General features: G+C 42.1%; 17 protein-coding genes and 1 tRNA gene. 8 read left to right on the top strand and 10 right to left on the bottom strand.

Features of this window, described 5'->3' with window-relative positions; all coding sequences use genetic code 11:
* Window positions 1–15 precede the first annotated feature (15 nt).
* Window positions 16–624: a TetR/AcrR family transcriptional regulator gene (locus tag G5B00_RS08935; RefSeq protein ID WP_163873733.1), complete on the bottom strand. Its 609-nt coding sequence runs from the start codon at window positions 622–624 to the stop codon at window positions 16–18.
* Between the two features lie 118 nt (window positions 625–742).
* Between G5B00_RS08935 and murB the strand changes: the two genes are divergently transcribed.
* The 3 genes from murB to G5B00_RS08920 all read left to right on the top strand — a co-directional run bounded on the left by murB (window position 743) and on the right by G5B00_RS08920 (window position 2,825).
* Complete coding sequence (murB, locus tag G5B00_RS08930) at window positions 743–1,753, top strand: UDP-N-acetylmuramate dehydrogenase (protein WP_163873730.1); 1,011 nt, start codon at window positions 743–745, stop codon at window positions 1,751–1,753.
* A 262-nt stretch (window positions 1,754–2,015) separates the two neighbouring features.
* Window positions 2,016–2,528, top strand: coding sequence for an RNA polymerase sigma factor (locus G5B00_RS08925; RefSeq protein ID WP_163873727.1), 513 nt, complete (start codon window positions 2,016–2,018; stop codon window positions 2,526–2,528).
* A 48-nt stretch (window positions 2,529–2,576) separates the two neighbouring features.
* Window positions 2,577–2,825, top strand: coding sequence for a cytochrome b5 domain-containing protein (locus G5B00_RS08920; RefSeq protein WP_163873725.1), 249 nt, complete (start codon window positions 2,577–2,579; stop codon window positions 2,823–2,825).
* A 23-nt stretch (window positions 2,826–2,848) separates the two neighbouring features.
* On the opposite strand, the gene G5B00_RS08915 is transcribed toward G5B00_RS08920, so the two are convergent.
* The 4 genes from G5B00_RS08915 to G5B00_RS08900 form a co-directional block, all read right to left on the bottom strand.
* A complete protein-coding gene (locus G5B00_RS08915; RefSeq protein WP_163873722.1) occupies window positions 2,849–3,766 on the bottom strand; it encodes a PfkB family carbohydrate kinase in 918 nt (305 codons plus the stop codon).
* A 64-nt stretch (window positions 3,767–3,830) separates the two neighbouring features.
* Window positions 3,831–3,904: transfer RNA gene (locus tag G5B00_RS08910), tRNA-Asn, on the bottom strand.
* Between the two features lie 209 nt (window positions 3,905–4,113).
* Window positions 4,114–5,808, bottom strand: a complete 1,695-nt coding sequence (gene asnB, locus G5B00_RS08905; RefSeq protein WP_163873718.1) for an asparagine synthase B — start codon at window positions 5,806–5,808, stop codon at window positions 4,114–4,116.
* Window positions 5,809–6,073: 265 nt separating this feature from the next.
* Entirely contained in the window at window positions 6,074–6,328 is a 255-nt protein-coding gene (locus G5B00_RS08900) for a hypothetical protein (protein WP_163873716.1), read from the bottom strand.
* 128 nt (window positions 6,329–6,456) lie between these two features.
* Here G5B00_RS08900 and G5B00_RS08895 point away from each other — a divergent pair, with 128 nt between their 5' ends.
* Entirely contained in the window at window positions 6,457–6,996 is a 540-nt protein-coding gene (locus tag G5B00_RS08895; protein ID WP_163873713.1) for a hypothetical protein, read from the top strand.
* Window positions 6,997–7,005: 9 nt separating this feature from the next.
* Here G5B00_RS08895 and G5B00_RS08890 read toward each other — a convergent pair whose 3' ends face one another.
* Window positions 7,006–9,300 (bottom strand): BamA/TamA family outer membrane protein, encoded by a 2,295-nt coding sequence (locus G5B00_RS08890; protein WP_240894434.1) that lies wholly within the window; start codon window positions 9,298–9,300, stop codon window positions 7,006–7,008.
* Between the two features lie 51 nt (window positions 9,301–9,351).
* Between G5B00_RS08890 and G5B00_RS08885 the strand changes: the two genes are divergently transcribed.
* Window positions 9,352–10,101 (top strand): RNA methyltransferase, encoded by a 750-nt coding sequence (locus G5B00_RS08885; protein ID WP_163873707.1) that lies wholly within the window; start codon window positions 9,352–9,354, stop codon window positions 10,099–10,101.
* 214 nt (window positions 10,102–10,315) lie between these two features.
* Window positions 10,316–11,581, top strand: a complete 1,266-nt coding sequence (locus tag G5B00_RS08880) for an AI-2E family transporter (RefSeq protein ID WP_240894433.1) — start codon at window positions 10,316–10,318, stop codon at window positions 11,579–11,581.
* A 100-nt stretch (window positions 11,582–11,681) separates the two neighbouring features.
* Here the strand turns inward: G5B00_RS08880 and G5B00_RS08875 are convergent, their stop codons facing one another.
* The 3 genes from G5B00_RS08875 to G5B00_RS08865 form a co-directional block, all read right to left on the bottom strand.
* Complete coding sequence (locus tag G5B00_RS08875; RefSeq protein ID WP_163873705.1) at window positions 11,682–13,592, bottom strand: class II glutamine amidotransferase; 1,911 nt, start codon at window positions 13,590–13,592, stop codon at window positions 11,682–11,684.
* A 146-nt stretch (window positions 13,593–13,738) separates the two neighbouring features.
* Window positions 13,739–15,058 (bottom strand): ammonium transporter, encoded by a 1,320-nt coding sequence (locus G5B00_RS08870; protein WP_163873703.1) that lies wholly within the window; start codon window positions 15,056–15,058, stop codon window positions 13,739–13,741.
* A gap of 253 nt (window positions 15,059–15,311) precedes the next feature.
* Window positions 15,312–16,667 carry an NfeD family protein gene (locus tag G5B00_RS08865; protein ID WP_163873700.1) on the bottom strand — a complete coding sequence of 452 codons (1,356 nt, stop codon included), beginning with the start codon at window positions 16,665–16,667 and terminating at the stop codon, window positions 15,312–15,314.
* A 16-nt stretch (window positions 16,668–16,683) separates the two neighbouring features.
* Between G5B00_RS08865 and G5B00_RS08860 the strand changes: the two genes are divergently transcribed.
* Together G5B00_RS08860 and G5B00_RS08855 are read left to right on the top strand one after the other, a co-directional pair.
* On the top strand, window positions 16,684–17,436 hold the full coding sequence (locus G5B00_RS08860) for a hypothetical protein (protein ID WP_163873698.1): 753 nt from the start codon (window positions 16,684–16,686) through the stop codon (window positions 17,434–17,436).
* 9 nt (window positions 17,437–17,445) lie between these two features.
* Window positions 17,446–18,372, top strand: a complete 927-nt coding sequence (locus tag G5B00_RS08855; protein WP_163873695.1) for a LysM peptidoglycan-binding domain-containing protein — start codon at window positions 17,446–17,448, stop codon at window positions 18,370–18,372.
* Window positions 18,373–18,678: 306 nt separating this feature from the next.
* On the opposite strand, the gene rlmH is transcribed toward G5B00_RS08855, so the two are convergent.
* On the bottom strand, window positions 18,679–19,152 hold the full coding sequence (gene rlmH, locus G5B00_RS08850; protein WP_163873692.1) for a 23S rRNA (pseudouridine(1915)-N(3))-methyltransferase RlmH: 474 nt from the start codon (window positions 19,150–19,152) through the stop codon (window positions 18,679–18,681).

Here is a 19,152-nt window from a genome sequence, read left to right as displayed (position 1 = left end):
TATTATAAGTAAAAGCTAAGCCTTCAACCCCTTAATAAATATTTTGGCGAGCTTTTGTTGCATACCGACAATATAATCAAAATCTTCCTTCGACGGAAGGAAGTCACTTTTGAGATCCTTGGTAGCCATTAAACGTAAGCCCATAGTGGCAAACAAAAACAGTTTAGAGCATTCTTCTACATCTAGCTGTCCGAGCTCCCCCCTTTCCATACCTTTGCGCAAAATGCCCTCAACAGCTTGCCTATGCATTTCAAAAGCACAGATGAAAGTCTTTTCCATATCCTCGGATATCTCTTTGCGACTCAACAAACTAAACTCAATAATATAGTAATAGCGCTTGATAAACTCGATCCTTTTTTGGAGCAAGGCCAAGATAGAATCCTCGACATTATCAAAACCTTGCAGATATTCCTGCAACTCCTCTCCGAATTCATCAATGATAAATTCGAGAACAGCACTGTACAAGCTATTCTTGTCAGGGAAATAATAGTAGAGCAAAGCTTTTGAAAAGGACAGGTCCTTGGCAATCTCGGCCATGGTTGTCTTGGCCATACCGTAGTGGGCAAAACGTCTTTTGGCTACTTCCAGTATCTTATTTCTTTTCTCGTCGGCATTTTTTGGCATAACAATAAAAAATATTTTTGTCCAAAAACAATGCTTTCTCTTATCTTTATCGCATTGAACAATTAAAGTTATCACTTTAATTTGAATTTATACAAAGAAAAGTCAAAAACTGCAAGCCGTGGAGGTAGAACAAAACATTTCGCTCAAACCTTACAATACTTTTGGTGTGGAAGCCACCGCACAAGGATTCATCAACTTAGCGGATGAAAAAAAGCTATTAAAATTGTACGAAAACGGTTTTTTTGCCGAAAGGTTTTATATTCTTGGAGGGGGAAGCAACATATTGTTTACGCAAGATTTTTCCGGAACTATCCTTCGTGTATCCAACAAAGGCATCCAGCATTTTATCGAAGGCAATCACATCTATGTCACCGCTGCGGGAGGTGAGGTATGGAATGATCTTGTGTGGTACTGTGTACATCATGGTTTTCCGGGAATGGAGAATATGGCACTGATACCGGGTACTGTCGGTGCCTCACCCGTGCAAAACATAGGTGCTTATGGAGCAGAATTGATGGATATCTTCTATTCGTGCAGGGCATTCGACACCAAAACGGGAGAATTCCGGACCTTTCACAATACAGACTGTGCGTTCACGTATCGGGATAGTATCTTCAAATCCAGATACAAAGGAAGATACATCATTCTATCCGTCACATACAAACTCTCCATACACGCTCCGCTCAACACCAAATACGGGGCAATCGAACAGGAGCTTCAAAAAAGAGGTATACAACAGCCATCGATCAAGGATATAGCAGAGGTCGTCTCCTATATCCGCGTTGAAAAATTACCGGATCCCAGTACCGTAGGCAACGCCGGAAGTTTTTTCAAAAACCCCATTGTGTCGAATGATCAAGTCGAAAATTTAAAAAAAGATTTCCCCGAAATCGTATATTATCCATTTGCTGACAAAGAGAGCAAACTGGCCGCCGGGTGGCTTATCGAACAATGCGGTTGGAAAGGCAAATTCGTAGGTCAGGCAGGCACCTGGAAAAACCAAGCTTTGGTAATCGTCAACCGTGGAAGCGCGTCGGGAAAAGAAATTTATAATATTTCTTGCCTGATTATAGAGGACGTATACAAAAAATTCGGTGTTATGTTAGAGCGAGAAGTCAATATTTTATAAAAAGTTTTCCACATTTCTTAATAACTCTCTTTCGAAAGAGTTAAAAACCTCCTTTTAAACCGTCTGCGAGCATCCTAACTCTTCGCATGCACGGACATTTAACAATATTTAATAAAAATTTAATCCAATTCAATAAATATTAGCACGATGTTTGCAATATTCAGATCAGATAGTATTGTTCATTAAAGCCCAGTCATTCAACTATCCTTACCGTTTGGACACAAGACTTGGCACATGGTTTAACTCTAAAATTAAGAAAAACATGAACAGATTTGAATTTAACAACCTCGTGATTCAACATTCCGATTCGTTGAGACTTTACGCCAGAAACTTTACCAAAGAACCGGACGATGCCAACGATTTGGTACAGGACACCCTACTGAAAGCTGTTACTTATTTCAAAAATTTTAGGGAGGGAACCAACCTCAAAGGTTGGCTCTATACCATTATGAAAAACACATTCATCAATAACTATCGACGTATCAGCAAATTAAACAGCTTCCTTACCAAAGAAAAAGAAATCTCACCCGGTCATTTGATGGTTTCGGCATCGTACAATAACGGTGAAAACAAATTTGTCATGGAAGATATCAATTCGACCCTGACGAACCTATCCGACGAATATTATGTTCCATTTACCATGTATTATGAAGGCTACAAATACCATGAGATATCGGATCATCTGAATATTCCGATAGGCACGGTTAAGACACGCATCCACATGGCCAGAAAAGCCATGAAGAAAAAACTGTCCAGCTATAAGCACAGGGACTAGTAGAGACGCGATTGATCGCGTCTCTACCAAAAACCGTACTTTTGCGTCATGAACAACCTCCATGACGACTTGCCTGCTTATACTAAGACACAATTGGCCCTACGAAACGGGCAGGACAAACCCGCGATATGGGTAGCCTATAAAGGGATAATATACGACGTCAGTAAAAGCCGTCTATGGCAAAAGGGTATGCACTACGAGCATTGGGCCGGACAAGACCTCACGGATGAACTAGCCGATGCACCACATACCTCCTCTGTATTCGAACGAATGGAAATCGTTGGCAGACTGGTATAGCACATACATTGGCGAATAGGGTACTATTCGCCAATATCAAATTTAGACAGTGTAATAAATTCCTTGATACGGGATACTATTTCTTCTTTGGTCAAGCCTTGGAGACGTTCCGTTCCAAATTTCTCCACACAAAACGAAGCAAGTGCCGAACCATAAATGACAGCATTACGCATATTTGCAAAATTAATGGATTTTACCTTGGCCAGATAACCGATAAAGCCCCCCGCAAAGGTATCCCCTGCTCCAGTAGGATCAAAAACATCTGCCAAAGGCAATGCTGGAGCAGAAAAGACCTGCCCCTCACCAAACAGCAAAGCACCGTGCTCTCCTTTTTTGATAATCAGGTACTTCGGCCCCATGCGGAGTATGGCGTCAGCAGCCTTTACCAACGAATACTCCCCCGAAAGCTGACGCGCTTCCGAGTCGTTTATCGTCAGTACATCTACCTTTTTGAGCACCTTCTTCAGATCATCCAACGCTACATCCATCCAAAAATTCATTGTATCCAATACGACCAACTTGGGCTTATGCGCAAGACGTTCCAATGTGTTGATCTGCACCTGTGGGGTGAGGTTGCCCAACAACAGATATTTACAATCCTGATAAGAGATAGGGATCTTAGGATCAAAGTCTGCCAAAACGTTCAGTTCGGTGATCAACGTATCCCTACTGTTCATATCATTGTGATACTTTCCTGCCCAAAAGAAGGATTTCCCACCTTTGATGACTTGTACACCCTCTACAGCTATACCTTTGTTCGTCAGCATATCAATATGATCGCCAAAATCTTCGCCAATGACCGAAATCACCTTGACCCGGTTGTATAGATACGATGCCGCGAGACCGGCATAGGTCGCTGCTCCTCCAACGATTTTATCAGTCTTACCAAATGGGGTCTCTATCGCATCAAAAGCTACGGTACCTACAATAACTAAACTCATTATTTCTCCTTTATATATAAAAACAGTATAAATAAAAAAACCGGCCTTTAGCCGGTTTATCTTGCTCCTGAAGCTGGGCTCGAACCAGCGACCCTCTGATTAACAGTCAGATGCTCTAACCTGCTGAGCTATTCAGGAGTATATTTTTTAATATTCTCAATTTAAAGGATCCTTGCGATACTTATTATCTTTCCGAACAGCGACCCTCTGATTAATCCCGATCGATCGGGACTCTAACCAGCTGAGCTACTGAGGAATCTCTGAACAACCTTTTTAAAGGTGCTACAAAGATAAAAGTTTGCTTTTATATTTGCAACCCCCTTCTTCTATTTTTTAGGCATTCAGCACTATTCTGCAATGGCCTCCGAACCCTCTTTCTCATAGCTTTCCTGGTGCACATTTGCAACAGCTCTTCCCGAAGGATCATTTAGGTTTTGGAAAGAGGCATCCCACAACAAAGCCTCCGGTGTGCTACAGGCTACCGATTTGACGGAAGGTACTGTCAACGCTGCCGTAGTCGAGGGAAAATGTTCTTCAAAAATAGACCTGTAGTAATATTCTTCCTTATTCTTAGGAGTATTGATAGGAAAACGGCTAGCGGCAAGGGCAAATTCTTCGTCACTGACCTTTTGCCCGGCCTGTTCCTTCAATGTATCTATCCAGCTATATCCGACTCCATCCGAAAACTGTTCTTTTTGGCGCCAGGCGATACTCTCCGGCAAATAATCCTCAAAAGCCTTGCGTACCACCCACTTTTCTATCCGGCCATCCCGGATCATCTTGTCCTTGGGATTCAATCGCATCGCCACATCCATAAACTCCTTGTCCAAAAACGGAACACGTCCCTCTACCCCCCAAGCTGCCAGGGACTTATTTGCCCGCAGACAATCGTACAGATATAGTTTTTTCAGCTTACGAACCGTCTCTTCATGGAATTCTTTGGCATTTGGAGCCTTATGGAAATAAAGGTATCCTCCGAAAAGCTCGTCCGAACCTTCTCCGGACAACACCATCTTGATCCCCATAGATTTGATGACACGCGCCAGCAAATACATCGGCGTAGAGGCCCTGATCGTAGTCACATCATACGTTTCCAAATGATAGATCACATCACGTACAGCATCAAGCCCCTCCTGTATGGTAAAGTTGATCTCATGGTGAATGGTACCGATATGGTCAGCAGCCTTCTGTGCCGCTATCAAGTCGGGAGCACCTTTGAGACCTACTGCAAAAGAGTGCAATTGGGGATACCAAGCCTCATCCATCCCTCCTGATTCCACACGTTTGGATGCAAATTTTTTGGTGATAGCAGCAATGACCGAAGAATCCAAACCTCCCGACAACAAGACACCATAAGGAACATCCGACATCAACTGACGACGTACTGCTTCTTCCAAAGCTTGACGTAAAGCGATCAGATCCGTTTCGTTGTTCTTTACCACCTCATAATCCTCCCAGTCTCTACTGTACCAACGCTTCGGCTCACCCCCTTCTTTACTCCACAAATAATGTCCCGGAGGAAATTGTTCTATACGTGAACAAAAACCTTCCAGAGATTTCAATTCGGATGCTACAAAGAATTGTCCCAACTCGTCCTGTCCATAGTACAGAGGAATGATACCCATGTGATCACGAGCCACAAAATAAGAACCATCACGCGAATCATATAGCACAAATCCAAAAATCCCATTAAGGTCTTCTACAAATGAAGGTCCTTTTTCCAAGTATAAAGCAAGGATGATCTCCGAATCGGACTGTGTCGAAAAATTATAGTGTGGAAGAAAATTTCGAAGTTCCTGATGATTGTATATCTCACCATTCACAGCCAAGACAACTTTACCATCCGGACTGAATAAAGGTTGACTCCCCGACTTGGGATCGACGATAGCTAGACGCTCATGGGCAAGAATAGCCTCTGTCGAGCTGAAAATACCAGACCAATCGGGCCCACGGTGGCGAATGCGTCTCGACATCTCTAGCACCTGTGGTCGTATTTTTCCTTCTGTTTGAACCAAATCAAAGGCTCCTATAATTCCACACATAATTTTTTGTTTTTATAGTTTTTCAATAATTATTGTACAAAGGTAAACAACACAAAAATGAAATTCATAAAGTTTTTGAATTTTTATTGAAATTTTAATAAAAACATGTTATTTTTATTAAATTAATAATAACAAAATAAGCAAAACGGTATCATATTTAATAAAATCAAAAAATAAGGAAAGAAGAGAACGGTAATAAAACAAAAAAGTTGCCCTTTTGGGGCAACTCTCCGTATAATGTATATTATAATGTATATGTTAATTTCTATTTCTTGCCAAAGCCCAATATCGCAAACACGACTTTAAAAGCAATAAAAGTCGCCACTATCATCGCAATATTAGCTACAAGTGAAAATACAAAGGTCAACTGGTCCAATGCAGGGATAACATCCGGTACAAAACGAACAAAAACACCGAACAATCCTATAGCTACGGCGATGGTCAATGTCACATAATAATGTGTCTGATTGGCGTTATTATCTGTTTTTTTGGGTTGTCTTTCGACTGCTGTATTTTCCATATCTAACGTAAATATTTTTTCTTGAGCAAACTTAGATAAATTTTCTTTTATATGCAATATAGTTATGTTGCATATAAAAAATACTTACATTTTATTTTTAGCCGAACATTGAGTAAACTTGCACTACCATGATGAAATATTTCAGTTTTCTTTTTGCTATCCTCAGCCTTATCCTACCTGCCGTCGTATCGGGGCAATACCAACGGATAAACAACTTTATGATCAAGGAAAACCTCACGTCCAACGGGAAAATCGCCATTATAGCTGTAGATTCGGCCGAAAACGCCGATGAAAGCATCAACGGAACATTCAAGTTCAGCATCAATGGCTTCGAACAGTCTCTGGCATTTCATCAAGGTGTAGCCGTCCCTTCCCATCCGATAGATGGATCCACATTTGCTTATTTCAAGCATAAGAATCAAGAAGGAAATGTAGGAAAACTCTATTTCTTGCACAAAAAAGACCGTGAAATCACACCCGTCAAAATCAACGGCGTACTGCTATTGGCCATTCCACTGTTTATCCTGCTCATCGGCTATGTCTTCAAACGCTTCCTGACTACTTTTGCTATCATAGCCATTGTCTATGGATATTTTTCCTACTCCAAAGGTCTTTCCCTTATACAGATATTGGAAAGTGCCTATCAGACCATCAAGAATTTTTTATAAATAAAAATATCAAAACGGCAATCCTACCCCAAAATTATACTGGACAAAATTGTATCTATCCGGTCGATGGCTGGAATAGTATTCCCGTTTAAAATCTTTCGAACGAAACCAATGCTGCACGACCCATTGATCGTTTCCTTCAAACTGAGGATCTTTCATCTTCAATCCGGCATCCAATCGCAGGACAAAATAATCCATATCAAACCGCAAACCAAAGCCTCCGCCTATAGCTACCTGTCCTAGCATCTTGTCCAATTTAAATTCTCCCCGGGGAATCCTTTCATCCGAACGCAAACGCCAAATATTGCCCATGTCAATAAATGTGGCCCCATTCATTTTCGTTCCCAAAAAATTGTCCAATAGCCGAAACCTATATTCAAAATTTGCCTCTATCTTGACTTCACCCAACTGGTCCAGGTTCCTCAAATTCAGACGCAAATCTTCAGGCAATACCTCACGGTTATAGCTTCCCGGCCCCAGGGTCCGGGCTTGCCAAGCACGAATACCGTTCATCCCCCCGGCAAAGAAGCTCTTTTCAAAAATAAGCAGTTTGGAGTTATTGCCATACGGCACCGCCAATCCTCCATTAAACCGTGCCACGACCTGGCGATGGCCACCGAGATACCTATACCACCTGTAGTCTACCTCTCCTTTAATGTATTGCAGATACGGCACATTGAAAAGCAGTTTTTCTCCGGAAGAGTTCTCCCGAAAATTGAAGAGTGTACTCAATATCCCAAGCGTATTGCCACTGACATCCAACGAGCCTTTGAAATAAGAAAAGTTTTCCAGCTTCAACAATCGAAGTGCATTTAACGTAATAGCATATTGGGATCCCAAACCAAAATATTCCCTATCATTAGATTCTACGTAAAGGCTATAGCCCTCCTTCTCCAGGTTCTCCCTAAAGGTTTTATCCAGTCGTCCTACACGATATTCAAGCACTAAAGGTGTATAACTGTGCTGCAGGTTGGAAGATTGCCACCACGAATAGTTCAACGTATTGATAAAATACCGATTAGAATAGGTCTGGTCTTGGTTAAACAGCTGTAGACTGGAAGATAAAGTAGTTCTTGGCAGACCGTACTTACCCACATTTCGTACACCAAAAGGCAACAGCAACCGAGGAACGGTCAGATTCACCCCTACTTGAAAATCATTGTTGAATATTTTTTGTCCAAGACTTCCTTCCAAACGGGGATCAAACAGTACACCGTACCGCAACTTGACTTCCAACAATTCCGATCCTCCAAAAATATTGCGATGAGAGAAGGTATTCCCCACATTAAAGCCACTCATACCGGAGCTGAATGTGTATTCTCCCTCTATTTGATTGGCCATGACCGAACGTGGCATAAGCTCATAGTACACATTCAATAGGTTGTCGGACTCTTTTTCGTAATTTATCCGCACACTCCTAAAGCCATTCATCTCATATAACCGATCATAGGAAAGGTTTTCATTTTTCAAGCTGTAAAGTTGTCCTGAACGTAAGAAAGTATAGCGGGCAATAGGTTTCAACCGAAAGTGTCCCGTCTCATCTGCAAAATTTATCCGTGACAATGAATCGTAGACAAAGACAGGAGCCTGGGCTGGTTCGCCCTTTTTAATAGTCAGATACACATTTTGTATATAGTAAGCCGTTTGATCTGTCGTATCGGGCCTTAGAATACTCATAGAGAGATCAGCTTGATGACGAACCTGGTTGGTATCTATCCCTATACGCATATACTGACGCAAATAATCAAAATATCCCAAATCTTTGGCAGAAACGTACAGATTTTCCCTTTCGACCAGTAGTTTTTGCATATCATACTGTTCTCCGCGTACAATGGCTGTAGTGGGCTTGACCTGATGATCGTATATTGCACCGATTGTTTGATCCTCAAAATCATAGGAGATATCGCCGATGTAATAGGGGCTGCCCAGCTCTACTTCAAAAGTTATCTTCGACTTCTTTCCTTTTGTGCTGACCGTCGGTTTGACTTCTGCATTAAAGTAACCTTTGGTCTGTAAAAAACGTCCTATCTGTGTACTGGAAAGCTCCACCAAGGAAGAGTCCAACACATGAGGCTCTTCTCCCACTTGACGGATTTTCTCTTTCTTATATCGTCCGTCCTTGGTATTGAAAAGGTTGTAAATAGACAGATTCAAGGCAGAATTGGGGCGGATTTCATTCGACACATATTGAGAGGCCTGTTCCTTCAGTTCAGATGGAATCCCTTGCATATCAATATCGGTCACAAGGGATTGCCCATCTTCCAGGTATTTTGCAGAGCGGCAGGATGCAAAAATTACCAACAAAAGCCCTATACTTGTAAAAAATAAAAATCTACGATACTCAGTCATTCATCAATGTTGTCAAAAGCTCAAATAAGCCTCATTACCTCGTTACAGCATAAAAAGTTCCGCACGCAACATAATCTTTTTGTTGTGGAGGGCATAAAATCCGTATTGGAATTTGCCCATTCTTCCTACAAGGTAGAAAAAATTTTCTATACCGATGAAGTCCTTACAAAATTGGATAAAATACCGCAAAATATAAAGTGCGAAAATGTTCCGGATAGAGAGTTCAACAAAATAAGCTGTCTGAAAAATCCACAAGGAGCATTGGCACTCGTGCAGCTCCCTCCGATCCAAAACATAGCCATCGAACAATTGAAAGGAACCCATCACCTTGTATTGGATGATGTACAGGATCCGGGCAATCTGGGTACTATCATACGCACAGCTGAATGGTTTGGTATCGCAAATATCCTATGCTCGCCCCATACCGTAGATGCCTACAATCCAAAGGTGGTACAGGCCAGTATGGGGTCTCTATCACGGGTAAACATACATTATTTGGATATCGAAGAGCTCGTGGCAAACACTTCCTTACCGACTTTCGGTGCATTTCTGGAAGGAAATTCCATTTTCAAAACTGATTTTGGCACGGAGGGCCTTATCATTATGGGCAACGAAGGAAACGGCATACGCGAAGGTTTAAAGCAAAGGATAAGGCACAAAATCACCATACCTCGCATCGGCCAAGCCGAATCGCTCAATGTAGCCATCGCAACGACCATTTTCTGTGCAGAAGTGGCTAGGCAGAGGCTACTTTAGTGGTAAATCTACCCAAAGCTCTACCTGTCGCAAGTTTAGTGAAGCGTAACTTGTGACCAACTATCCAGTCTGGCGCAAGCATGAGCGCAGCGGCGGTCATCACTCCCATCACCTTCATAACCATTATCACTTTATTTTATTTTGTAAACATTTTTTGCAATATCCATGTTATATCGTAAATTGGAATGTTAAAATAACCCTTAATGACCACCCGATGATGGAAAACCAATCCCCAAAAAAGAGCTATTCACTTGATTTAGCGGCCAGCCTACTCGCATTGGTATTGATTTTGGCATTGATGTATATGGCCCAAAGTGTACTTTTGCCTCTTTTGTTTGCCACATTGATATCCATATCCCTGTTTCCTCTGGCACGTTTTTTTGAACGTTTGCGTCTGGGAAAAGCATTTTCCTCCCTCCTAGCCGTCATGGTAGCTATTTGTATCATATCGGCTATTATATGGTTTATCGTACACCAGAGCATTATTATCGGCAAGGACGCTACGGCCATTACCGACAAAGTACTATCCGTGCTGGAGTCAGGGCAACAATGGCTTTATGAAAAATTTGGTATTGGCAAAAACCAGGTCATGGACAAACTGCGCGAACAGGGCAACCAATCCTTAGAAAACGTTGCAGGCGTGATTACGTCTACCTTTGGATCTATTGGTAATATGCTGGCCAGCGCTATATTGGTTCCTTTATACAGTTTTTTTATGTTGTATTACCGGGACTTCTTCCGGGAGTTCTTTTTCAAGGCGTTCAAGTCCGCTCCGCAACGAAAAGTCAATGAAGTTCTCAACAAGATATACGAAGTAGTCCAAAGCTACCTTGTAGGCCTAGTCACCGTCATGGGTATCGTGGCCATATTGAACACTATAGGCCTGATGATAATGGGCATAGATTATGCCTGGTTTTTTGGAACATTGGCGTCATTGCTGATGCTCCTCCCTTACATAGGAATTGCGATCGGCTCCATTCTCCCGGCCCTATTTGCACTAGCAGTCAAGGACAGTGCATGGTATGCTGTTGGTGTCATTGCCTGGTTTCAAGTCGTACAATTTTTGGAAGGAAACATCATCACCCCCAATATTGTCGGGAGCAAGGTCAGTATCAATCCTTTGATGGCAATCATCGGTATCTTTCTCGGCGGAATGCTCTTTGGCTTGGCAGGACTTATCTTAGCTTTGCCGCTTATCGCCACATTGAAAGTCATTTTTGACGCCATTCCGAGCATGGAAGCTTTTGGCTTTTTGATAGGAGAACCCGAAAAAGAACACCTCAAGCGCAACTCCACACAGGAATTGCTGATGAAATGGGGAATCGTGCGTCTGCCACGCAATAAGAAGAAAATTGAAATCGACATCAACACACAGACGGAAGATCCTACGCAACCGGAAACGAAAGTGACCTACAAAGAAATCAACGAAAGTGAAGAGTTGCCGCTGGAAGAATCGTCAGAAGACGATAAAAAAGAATAAAAAAACATCCATAAGGTTTTGAAAAGCTTATGGATGTTTTTTTATTGAACGATGTTTGCACACAACATAACTGCCTGACGACAGACTCTGGTTTTAGGGATTAACTACTAAAATAACCTCTCACATTCTTTCCTTCCATCCAGTTCATAAATGCCCGATTCACGACCTTATTCCCTCCAGGAGTTGGGTAGTTACCCGAGAAGTACCAATCACCCTTGTGGTTAGGACATGCGACATGCAGATTGTCCAACTTTTGGAAGATAACTTCCAATTCTGCATTAAGATGATGAGGACGGACAATGTTGGCTATTTCTATAGAGATCTCCTCATCCGTAAATGGTTCATAAATCGCCTTGACGTAATTCTCAACCTCATCCTTAGGTTTGGTCAATGAAGCCAAGCACTTTTGATAAACTTCGTCTATGATATGGGACATTCCCCGTTTTTTCAAAAGATTGATAGCTGCTTCAAATGCCACAAACTCACCCATACGGGACATATCTATACCATAGCAATCCGGATATCTGATCTGTGGTGCCGAGGAGACGATCACAATCTTCTTGGGGTGGAGCCTATCCAAGATCGTCAAAATGGATTGTTTCAATGTCGTCCCCCGCACGATGGAGTCATCAATCGCAACAATGGTATCCTGGTCATTACGGACGATACCGTATGTCGTATCGTACACATGCTGTACCATATCCTGCCTATCCGCATCTTGCGTGATAAACGTACGCAGCTTGGCATCCTTCACATTCAGTTTTTCGAACCGAGGATGGAGGTTTAGGATTTTCTCCAACTCGGTATCCAATATCTTGTCATCCCGATACAACAGCACATTCTTTTGATAATCTCTTACATATTGGTTGATTCCTTCCATCATACCGTAATAAGACACTTCGGCTGTATTGGGGATAAAAGAGAAAACCGTATTTTCGATATCATGATTGACCGATTCCAACACCTGTTCGCACAACAGCCTACCCAAAGCTTTACGTTCTTTGTAGATATCTGCATCCGAACCTCTGGAGAAATAAATACGTTCAAAAGAACATGACTTCTGCTCTACTGGTTGTCGAAACATTTCTTCGGTGATCGTACCGTCTTTTTTGACAATAAGGGCATGACCAGGTTTGATTTCCTTAACGGCACGCAACGGAATGTTAAATGCTGTCTGAATAACAGGTCTTTCGGAAGTAACAACCAAGATCTCATCGTCCTGATAATAAAATGCAGGACGGATTCCTGCCGGGTCACGCATCACAAAAGCGTCTCCATGTCCAAAGATACCTGCAATGGTATAACCACCATCCCAAGTCTTTGCCGAACGGGTCAATATCTTGGCCACATCAAGGTTTTGAGCAATCTGTGCCGAAATCTCTATATTCGAATAGCCTTCTTCTTTAAATTTGTCGAACAATTCCTGATTTTCATCATCCAGAAAATGACCTATCTTTTCGAGGACAGTCACCGTATCCGCTTTTTCTTTCGGATGCTGTCCCAAATCGTACAACTGCTGCAACAGCTCATCGACATTTGTCATGTTAAAGTTGCCAGCAACTACGAGATTCCTTGTCATCCAGTTATTTTGTCGTAAAAAAGGATGACAGCTCTCGATACTGTTCTTACCGTGCGTACCGTAGCGCAAATGCCCTAACAATACCTCACCTGTAAAACTTACATTATCCTTCAACCACTGTGTGTCTTTGGACTCTACCGGAAAAGCTTTATTGACGGAAGCAAATTTTTTCTGTACATATTCAAAAATATCTGCCACAGCTGAGGACCCCATCGCTCTGTATCGACTGATATATCGGTTACCGGGCTTTACATCAAACTTAATCGTGGCAATTCCCGCACCATCCTGTCCACGGTTGTGCTGCTTCTCCATGAGAAGGTACAGTTTGTTGATACCGTAGTAAGGGGTGCCATATTTTTCCTGATAATATGAGAGGGGTTTTAATAATCTGATAAGTGCAATACCACACTCGTGTTTAATAGCGTCGCTCATAGCATGAATTGAGGATACAAAGGTACGAAAATTAAATTTTTTTAAAATATTTGCCCGCTATATTTTTACACAAAAATGTATAAACAAAAATCCCTGGCCTTAGGCAGACCAGGGATCATTGTTATTAAGGTTCGAATTGAAAAATACTATAATTTCTCTCCATGCTGAGAAAGATCCAATCCTACCTCCTCTTCTTCCTCGGAGACACGCAGCGGAGAAATGATATCGGTGAATTTCAGCAGCACAAACGCCATAACGAGCGTAAATACCGTCGCGCCGATCAAACCGATCACATGGGCTACAAAGAGATCCGTCTCACCATAGAACAATCCATTAGCCTCGACAGCCTCATTGATAGAGCGATGTGCAAATACACCCGTTAAGACCATACCTACCATACCACCGACACCATGGCTAGGAAACACATCCAACGTATCGTCCAGTTTGGATTTGGTTCGCCAGTCTATCAAAAGCCGGCTAACCACTGCAGCAACTGCACCTATGACCAATGAATGTGGAACACTGACAAATCCGGCAGCCGGTGTAATAGCCACCAACCCAACAACCACACCTATACAAACGCCCATAGCAGAAGGTTTGATACCCCGTGCCGCATCAAAGAAAATATAAGTCAAGGCCGCCGCACCCGAAGCCGTAGAAGTCGTCGCCAGCGCCGTCGCGGCCAATTGTGACGCACCAAAAGCAGACCCTGCATTGAAACCAAACCAACCAAACCAAAGCATACCTGTACCGAGCAAGACATACGTGATACGCGCCGGTGTATGTTCTTTGAAATGTTTACCCTGTTTTAGATAGAGCGCAGAAGCCAATGCCGTCAGACCTGCCGACATATGCACTACCGTTCCCCCGGCAAAGTCCAGCACCCCCATCTTGAACAGAATCCCATCGGGGTGCCAAGTCGCATGGGCCAATGGAGCATATATAAAAATAAAAAATAAGCATATGAACAACACATAAGAGGTAAATTTGATCCTTTCGGCAAAAGCCCCTGTAATCAATGCCGGAGTGATAATAGCAAATTTCAACTGATACATAGCAAAGAGCGTAAAGGGTATCGTAGAAGCTCCTCCCCAGGGTTTTCCATCCAAGACACCGTTAAACATAAAATAGGTCGTAGGATCCCCGATGATTCCCCCTATCGAATCGCCAAAAACCAAGGAAAAACCAAATACCACCCATACAACTGCAATGACGGCCATACAGATAAAACTCTGCAACATGGTAGAAATCACATTTTTCTTTTTTACCATTCCACCATAAAAATAGGCCAATCCCGGGGTCATGATCAAAACCAAAGCCGCCGATGTCAACATCCAGGCTACATCCGCCCCATTATACGTATAATTTTCATTACCATGAGGCAAAGAAGGTGAAAACAAGGCAATCCCCACAATAATTGCCATCAAAAAGATAGGAACAAAAGATTTTTTACCCGATAAACTCATATTTTTTTACATTTTTATATTAAAACAGCACAAATAAATGAAATTCAAATAACAAAATGAATATTTTTTTAAAAAATTTATATAAATAGGTCTAAAAATATAAAAACAACATACTCAACAAAGAAAAAAAAGCGTTGTTCCATCAACAAAGGAACAACGCTAACTGAAACGGAATACTTTATAATGTTCGATTCAAAATGCTCGTTAAGTGCTAACCACACCATCCCCTTGGGATGCGTGCACAGAACAACGCCTACACCACAGGCTTATCCGCAAGCTTGCGGACAAATAAATTGTAGTTTTCATGCTTCTCTACGTATACCTGCTCTCCAACATCGATAAAGCCATCTAACGCAACCGCATCATACCATACCCCATCGATCTCTATCTTGCCCGAAGGTCGTAACACGGTCTTAGCAACCCCTTCCTTGTGGATAAGGTTGACTTTGGGCACAGAAGAAGTATAGCCCGTATCCGAACGCTGTTCGTCCTGTAGCACCAATCTTTTGAAAGCTGAAGAACGCAATACGTTTCTCCCAAAAATAACCATAAGGACTATGGACAGCACCATAGCACCTATAACAACCAAAAACGATTCCATCAATAAACCAGGTTTAGATAGCTTAAAATCAAAATAATCATTGGCTAACATTGAAAAGGCCAATCCGCACAAGACAAATATAATACCCAGGATACCGGCCACACCAAAGCCCGGTATCACAAAAACTTCAAGGGCCAAGAGTACAACTCCAATCACAAACAAGGCAATCTCCCAATTGTCTGCCAGTCCCTGTAGATACAAAGGCGCAAAAAACAAGGCCGCCGAAACAATAGCTACGACCAAGGCAAAACCAATACCCGGTGTTTGCAATTCAAAGTAAATTCCTCCCAATATCCCCATGATGAGCAACCCGCTGACCATAGGATTGATGAGCATCGCGATGATGTGGTCAGTCCATGTCAACTCGTGTTGTACCACAGTAGGCGCCAGTATCTGCAAATCGGCAAAGATCTCCTGTTCTGTTTTGACCTCCGCTTTGGCCAATTGCGCCTTTACAGCTTCAGAAGCCGTAAATGTCAATACCTGTCCGTCTTCTTTATAGACTGGCAAGGATATCGATGGATCGACAAAAGCTTCAGCCATCTTCGGGTCACGACCTTTAGCTTCTGCTGTAGCACGCATCAATCCACGCATGTAAGATTGATATTTTTCGGGCATAATCTCCCCCGATTGGTTGACCACACTGGCGGCTCCCAAGGATGAACCGGTATGCATATAGATATAATCCGACGCCAAGGCAATCAATGTTCCGGCAGAAGCCGCATTGTTATTGACATACACAATGGTTTTCATGTCGGCATTCAGCAGGAGACTCCGAATAGAATCCGCAAAATTGACCGCGCCCCCAAAAGTATTCATCTCCACGAAAAAATAATCCGAATTCTCTTCTTGGGCAGCCTTATACGAATTTTTAATTACTCTCCAGGCATTGGGTCCTACGTCTTCTTTGAGGTCCGTCTTATAGATCCGCTGTGCATACGCCGCATTTGTCGCAACAGCGACAAGGATTAAAAACAAAATGGTTTTCGTAAATTTGTATAAAGTCATTGTCCAATCAAATAAGATGAATAAATATACAATTAAAAAAGCATTTGAGAAAAGTTTTCCTTCCCCTATTTGGAAAATAGAAGTCGATTGTGCCTGCAATTGTATGGCAATAGAGTATCGAGACCCCGGCACGACCTTGCCCTCTTTTTCTGTATTGGATTTTGATGGAAATGTAAGATGTGTAGCTCTGCCCGCTGATGAAAAGGAATGGACACTGGAAGCTATACAAGGAGAGTTCTTGATCCTCAAAAGATTCGGTAGTTCATCACCCATAGAGGCTGGGATCCGTATTTTGCACTATCCCAGCCGCAGTGTCGTAACCACAGCCATGGAGTATGTCCTACAGGAAGTATACCAGGGCACAGTAGTGGCCCGACACCGATCCATTCCGGAAGGACTGCTATTTTCTATGGAAATAGCCACCGGCAATATTACCCAAAGCAAAGATCAAACATACCTATCCCCTTCTTTGCACATACATTATCCAATAGCCTACACTGGAACCTTGCCTCATTTCATCCGTGAAATACCTTTTGTAGACAGTATCTGGCTGCTTCCATTCGATGATATATACATTTGGTCTTATCACTTGGCACAGGAACACAAATACGACTTGCATATCGCCTTATCGACTAAAAATGAACTGTTTGACACAAAAATTATACTCAAAGGCTTAGACAGATTAATCCCTCAACCCTTTTTTCAAGTCGAAAGGTATATTTTCTTTTTATCCCATACGAAGCAAGAAATTGTGACGTATTTAGTATAATTGCATGTTATGATAAAGAAAAGAACAATAAAAATATTCCATAGATTATCACTTTTTATCTTTTTTGGTCTCCCTATATTCCATCCTAACGCATCAAGCGCCACTATTATATATAAGATCAATACACACGCAGTGCCCGACTCTATCGGTACAGAGGTGGTCAATGGGAATAGATTTGTGATCCATAAATTGACACCACAAGAAACGTATTATCAATTGGGGCGTATCTATAATGTTCCGGTGAAAGATATTATGCAAGCCAACAACAAGAAAAACTTACGCGTAGGCGATACGGTAAAAATTCCCCGTGGAAAAGTAGCGGTCGCAATAGAAAATATTCAAAAGGAAGTAGCCTCGGCTGTTTCGACACCAACAAATCCGGCCACCGGTACGACACAAAAGATTTTTACCGAATACAAAGTGGGCAAAAACGAGACCTTATATGCTATTTCAAGACGGTTTAGTGTCAGTGTAGACGCTGTCAAAAGAATGAACAACCTCACATCCGATACGCTCCGCGAAGGACAGCTCCTCAAAATACCCGACTCCAGTAACCCTGAACCCACTACCCCCGAAGTCGTGACACCGATTCCCGACATTGTAGAGGAACGACAGCCCATCGATGATTCCGAATTTAGGGCCAATCGATATGGCATCCGTGAAAAAAAGGAACGTGGAATAGGAACATGGATGGAGAGCTTAGGTGACGGACAAACGAGTTTGGCCCTACACAAGACAGCTCCGATAGGTACAATTCTAAAAATCACCAATCCCATGAACAAAAGCGTCACCTTTGCCAAGGTCGTAGGCAAGTTTGGCGACAATCAGGAAACACATGATGCAATCGTCGTCTTGTCCAAGTCTGTTGCGACTGCGCTTGGCCTACTGGACAAAAGATTCTTGATAGAGCTCAATTACGGTGCGCCATTGGAATAATATCCATAGGAGAAGAATTTAAAAAAATTACAACTGTTTTAATTTGAATTCATTCTAAACAACTATCTTTGTAGCATGAATCAAAGTGAAATATCCTCATGTACCGAAATGCATGAAATCCAGGAATTTCCCAAAGGCCTCAATCCTTTTGGCTGTTATTCATGTTGTATTCTCAAAAAATGCTGTAAAAAATATAAAAAGGGCAAAAGGTGCAAAAAATGCCCGAAGCGGTAAAAGACATTATAACCCTATTCATCCATAGATATCTCCTCATACTTCATCGATATGACGATAAAGCTAGAAACATCATTCATGATGATACGGCTCTCCCTTCAAGATACTAAAAGCCCTATACACCTGCTCCACAAAAAAGAGACGTACCATCTGATGCGAAAAAGTCAATTTGGAGAGTGAAATCTTATCATTTGCCCTTTTGATCATTTCATCTGAAAAACCATAGGGTCCACCGATCAGAAATACAACGTGCTGCGTGCTGGCCAGCATCTTCTGTTCGAAATAGCGTGCAAATTCTACCGATCTGATTTCTTTTCCCCGTTCATCCAACAGGATCACAAAATCCTGTGGGGAAAGCTGTTTTAACAACAATTCTCCTTCCTTTTCCTTCTGTTGAAATTCAGACAGATTTTTAACATTTTTGACGTCTGGCAATACGAGCAATTGAAAGCCGATATAATGCTTCAACCGTTTCAAATATTTGTCAATACCTTCCTGAATGAACTTTTCATCAGTTTTTCCTATGCAGATAAGACTAATCTTCAT

The organism is Parapedobacter sp. SGR-10 (assembly GCF_011030405.1).
Taxonomy (GTDB): domain Bacteria; phylum Bacteroidota; class Bacteroidia; order Sphingobacteriales; family Sphingobacteriaceae; genus Sphingobacterium.
Note: the sequence above shows the minus strand (reverse complement) of the source record. Positions and strands in the feature narration are given on the sequence as shown.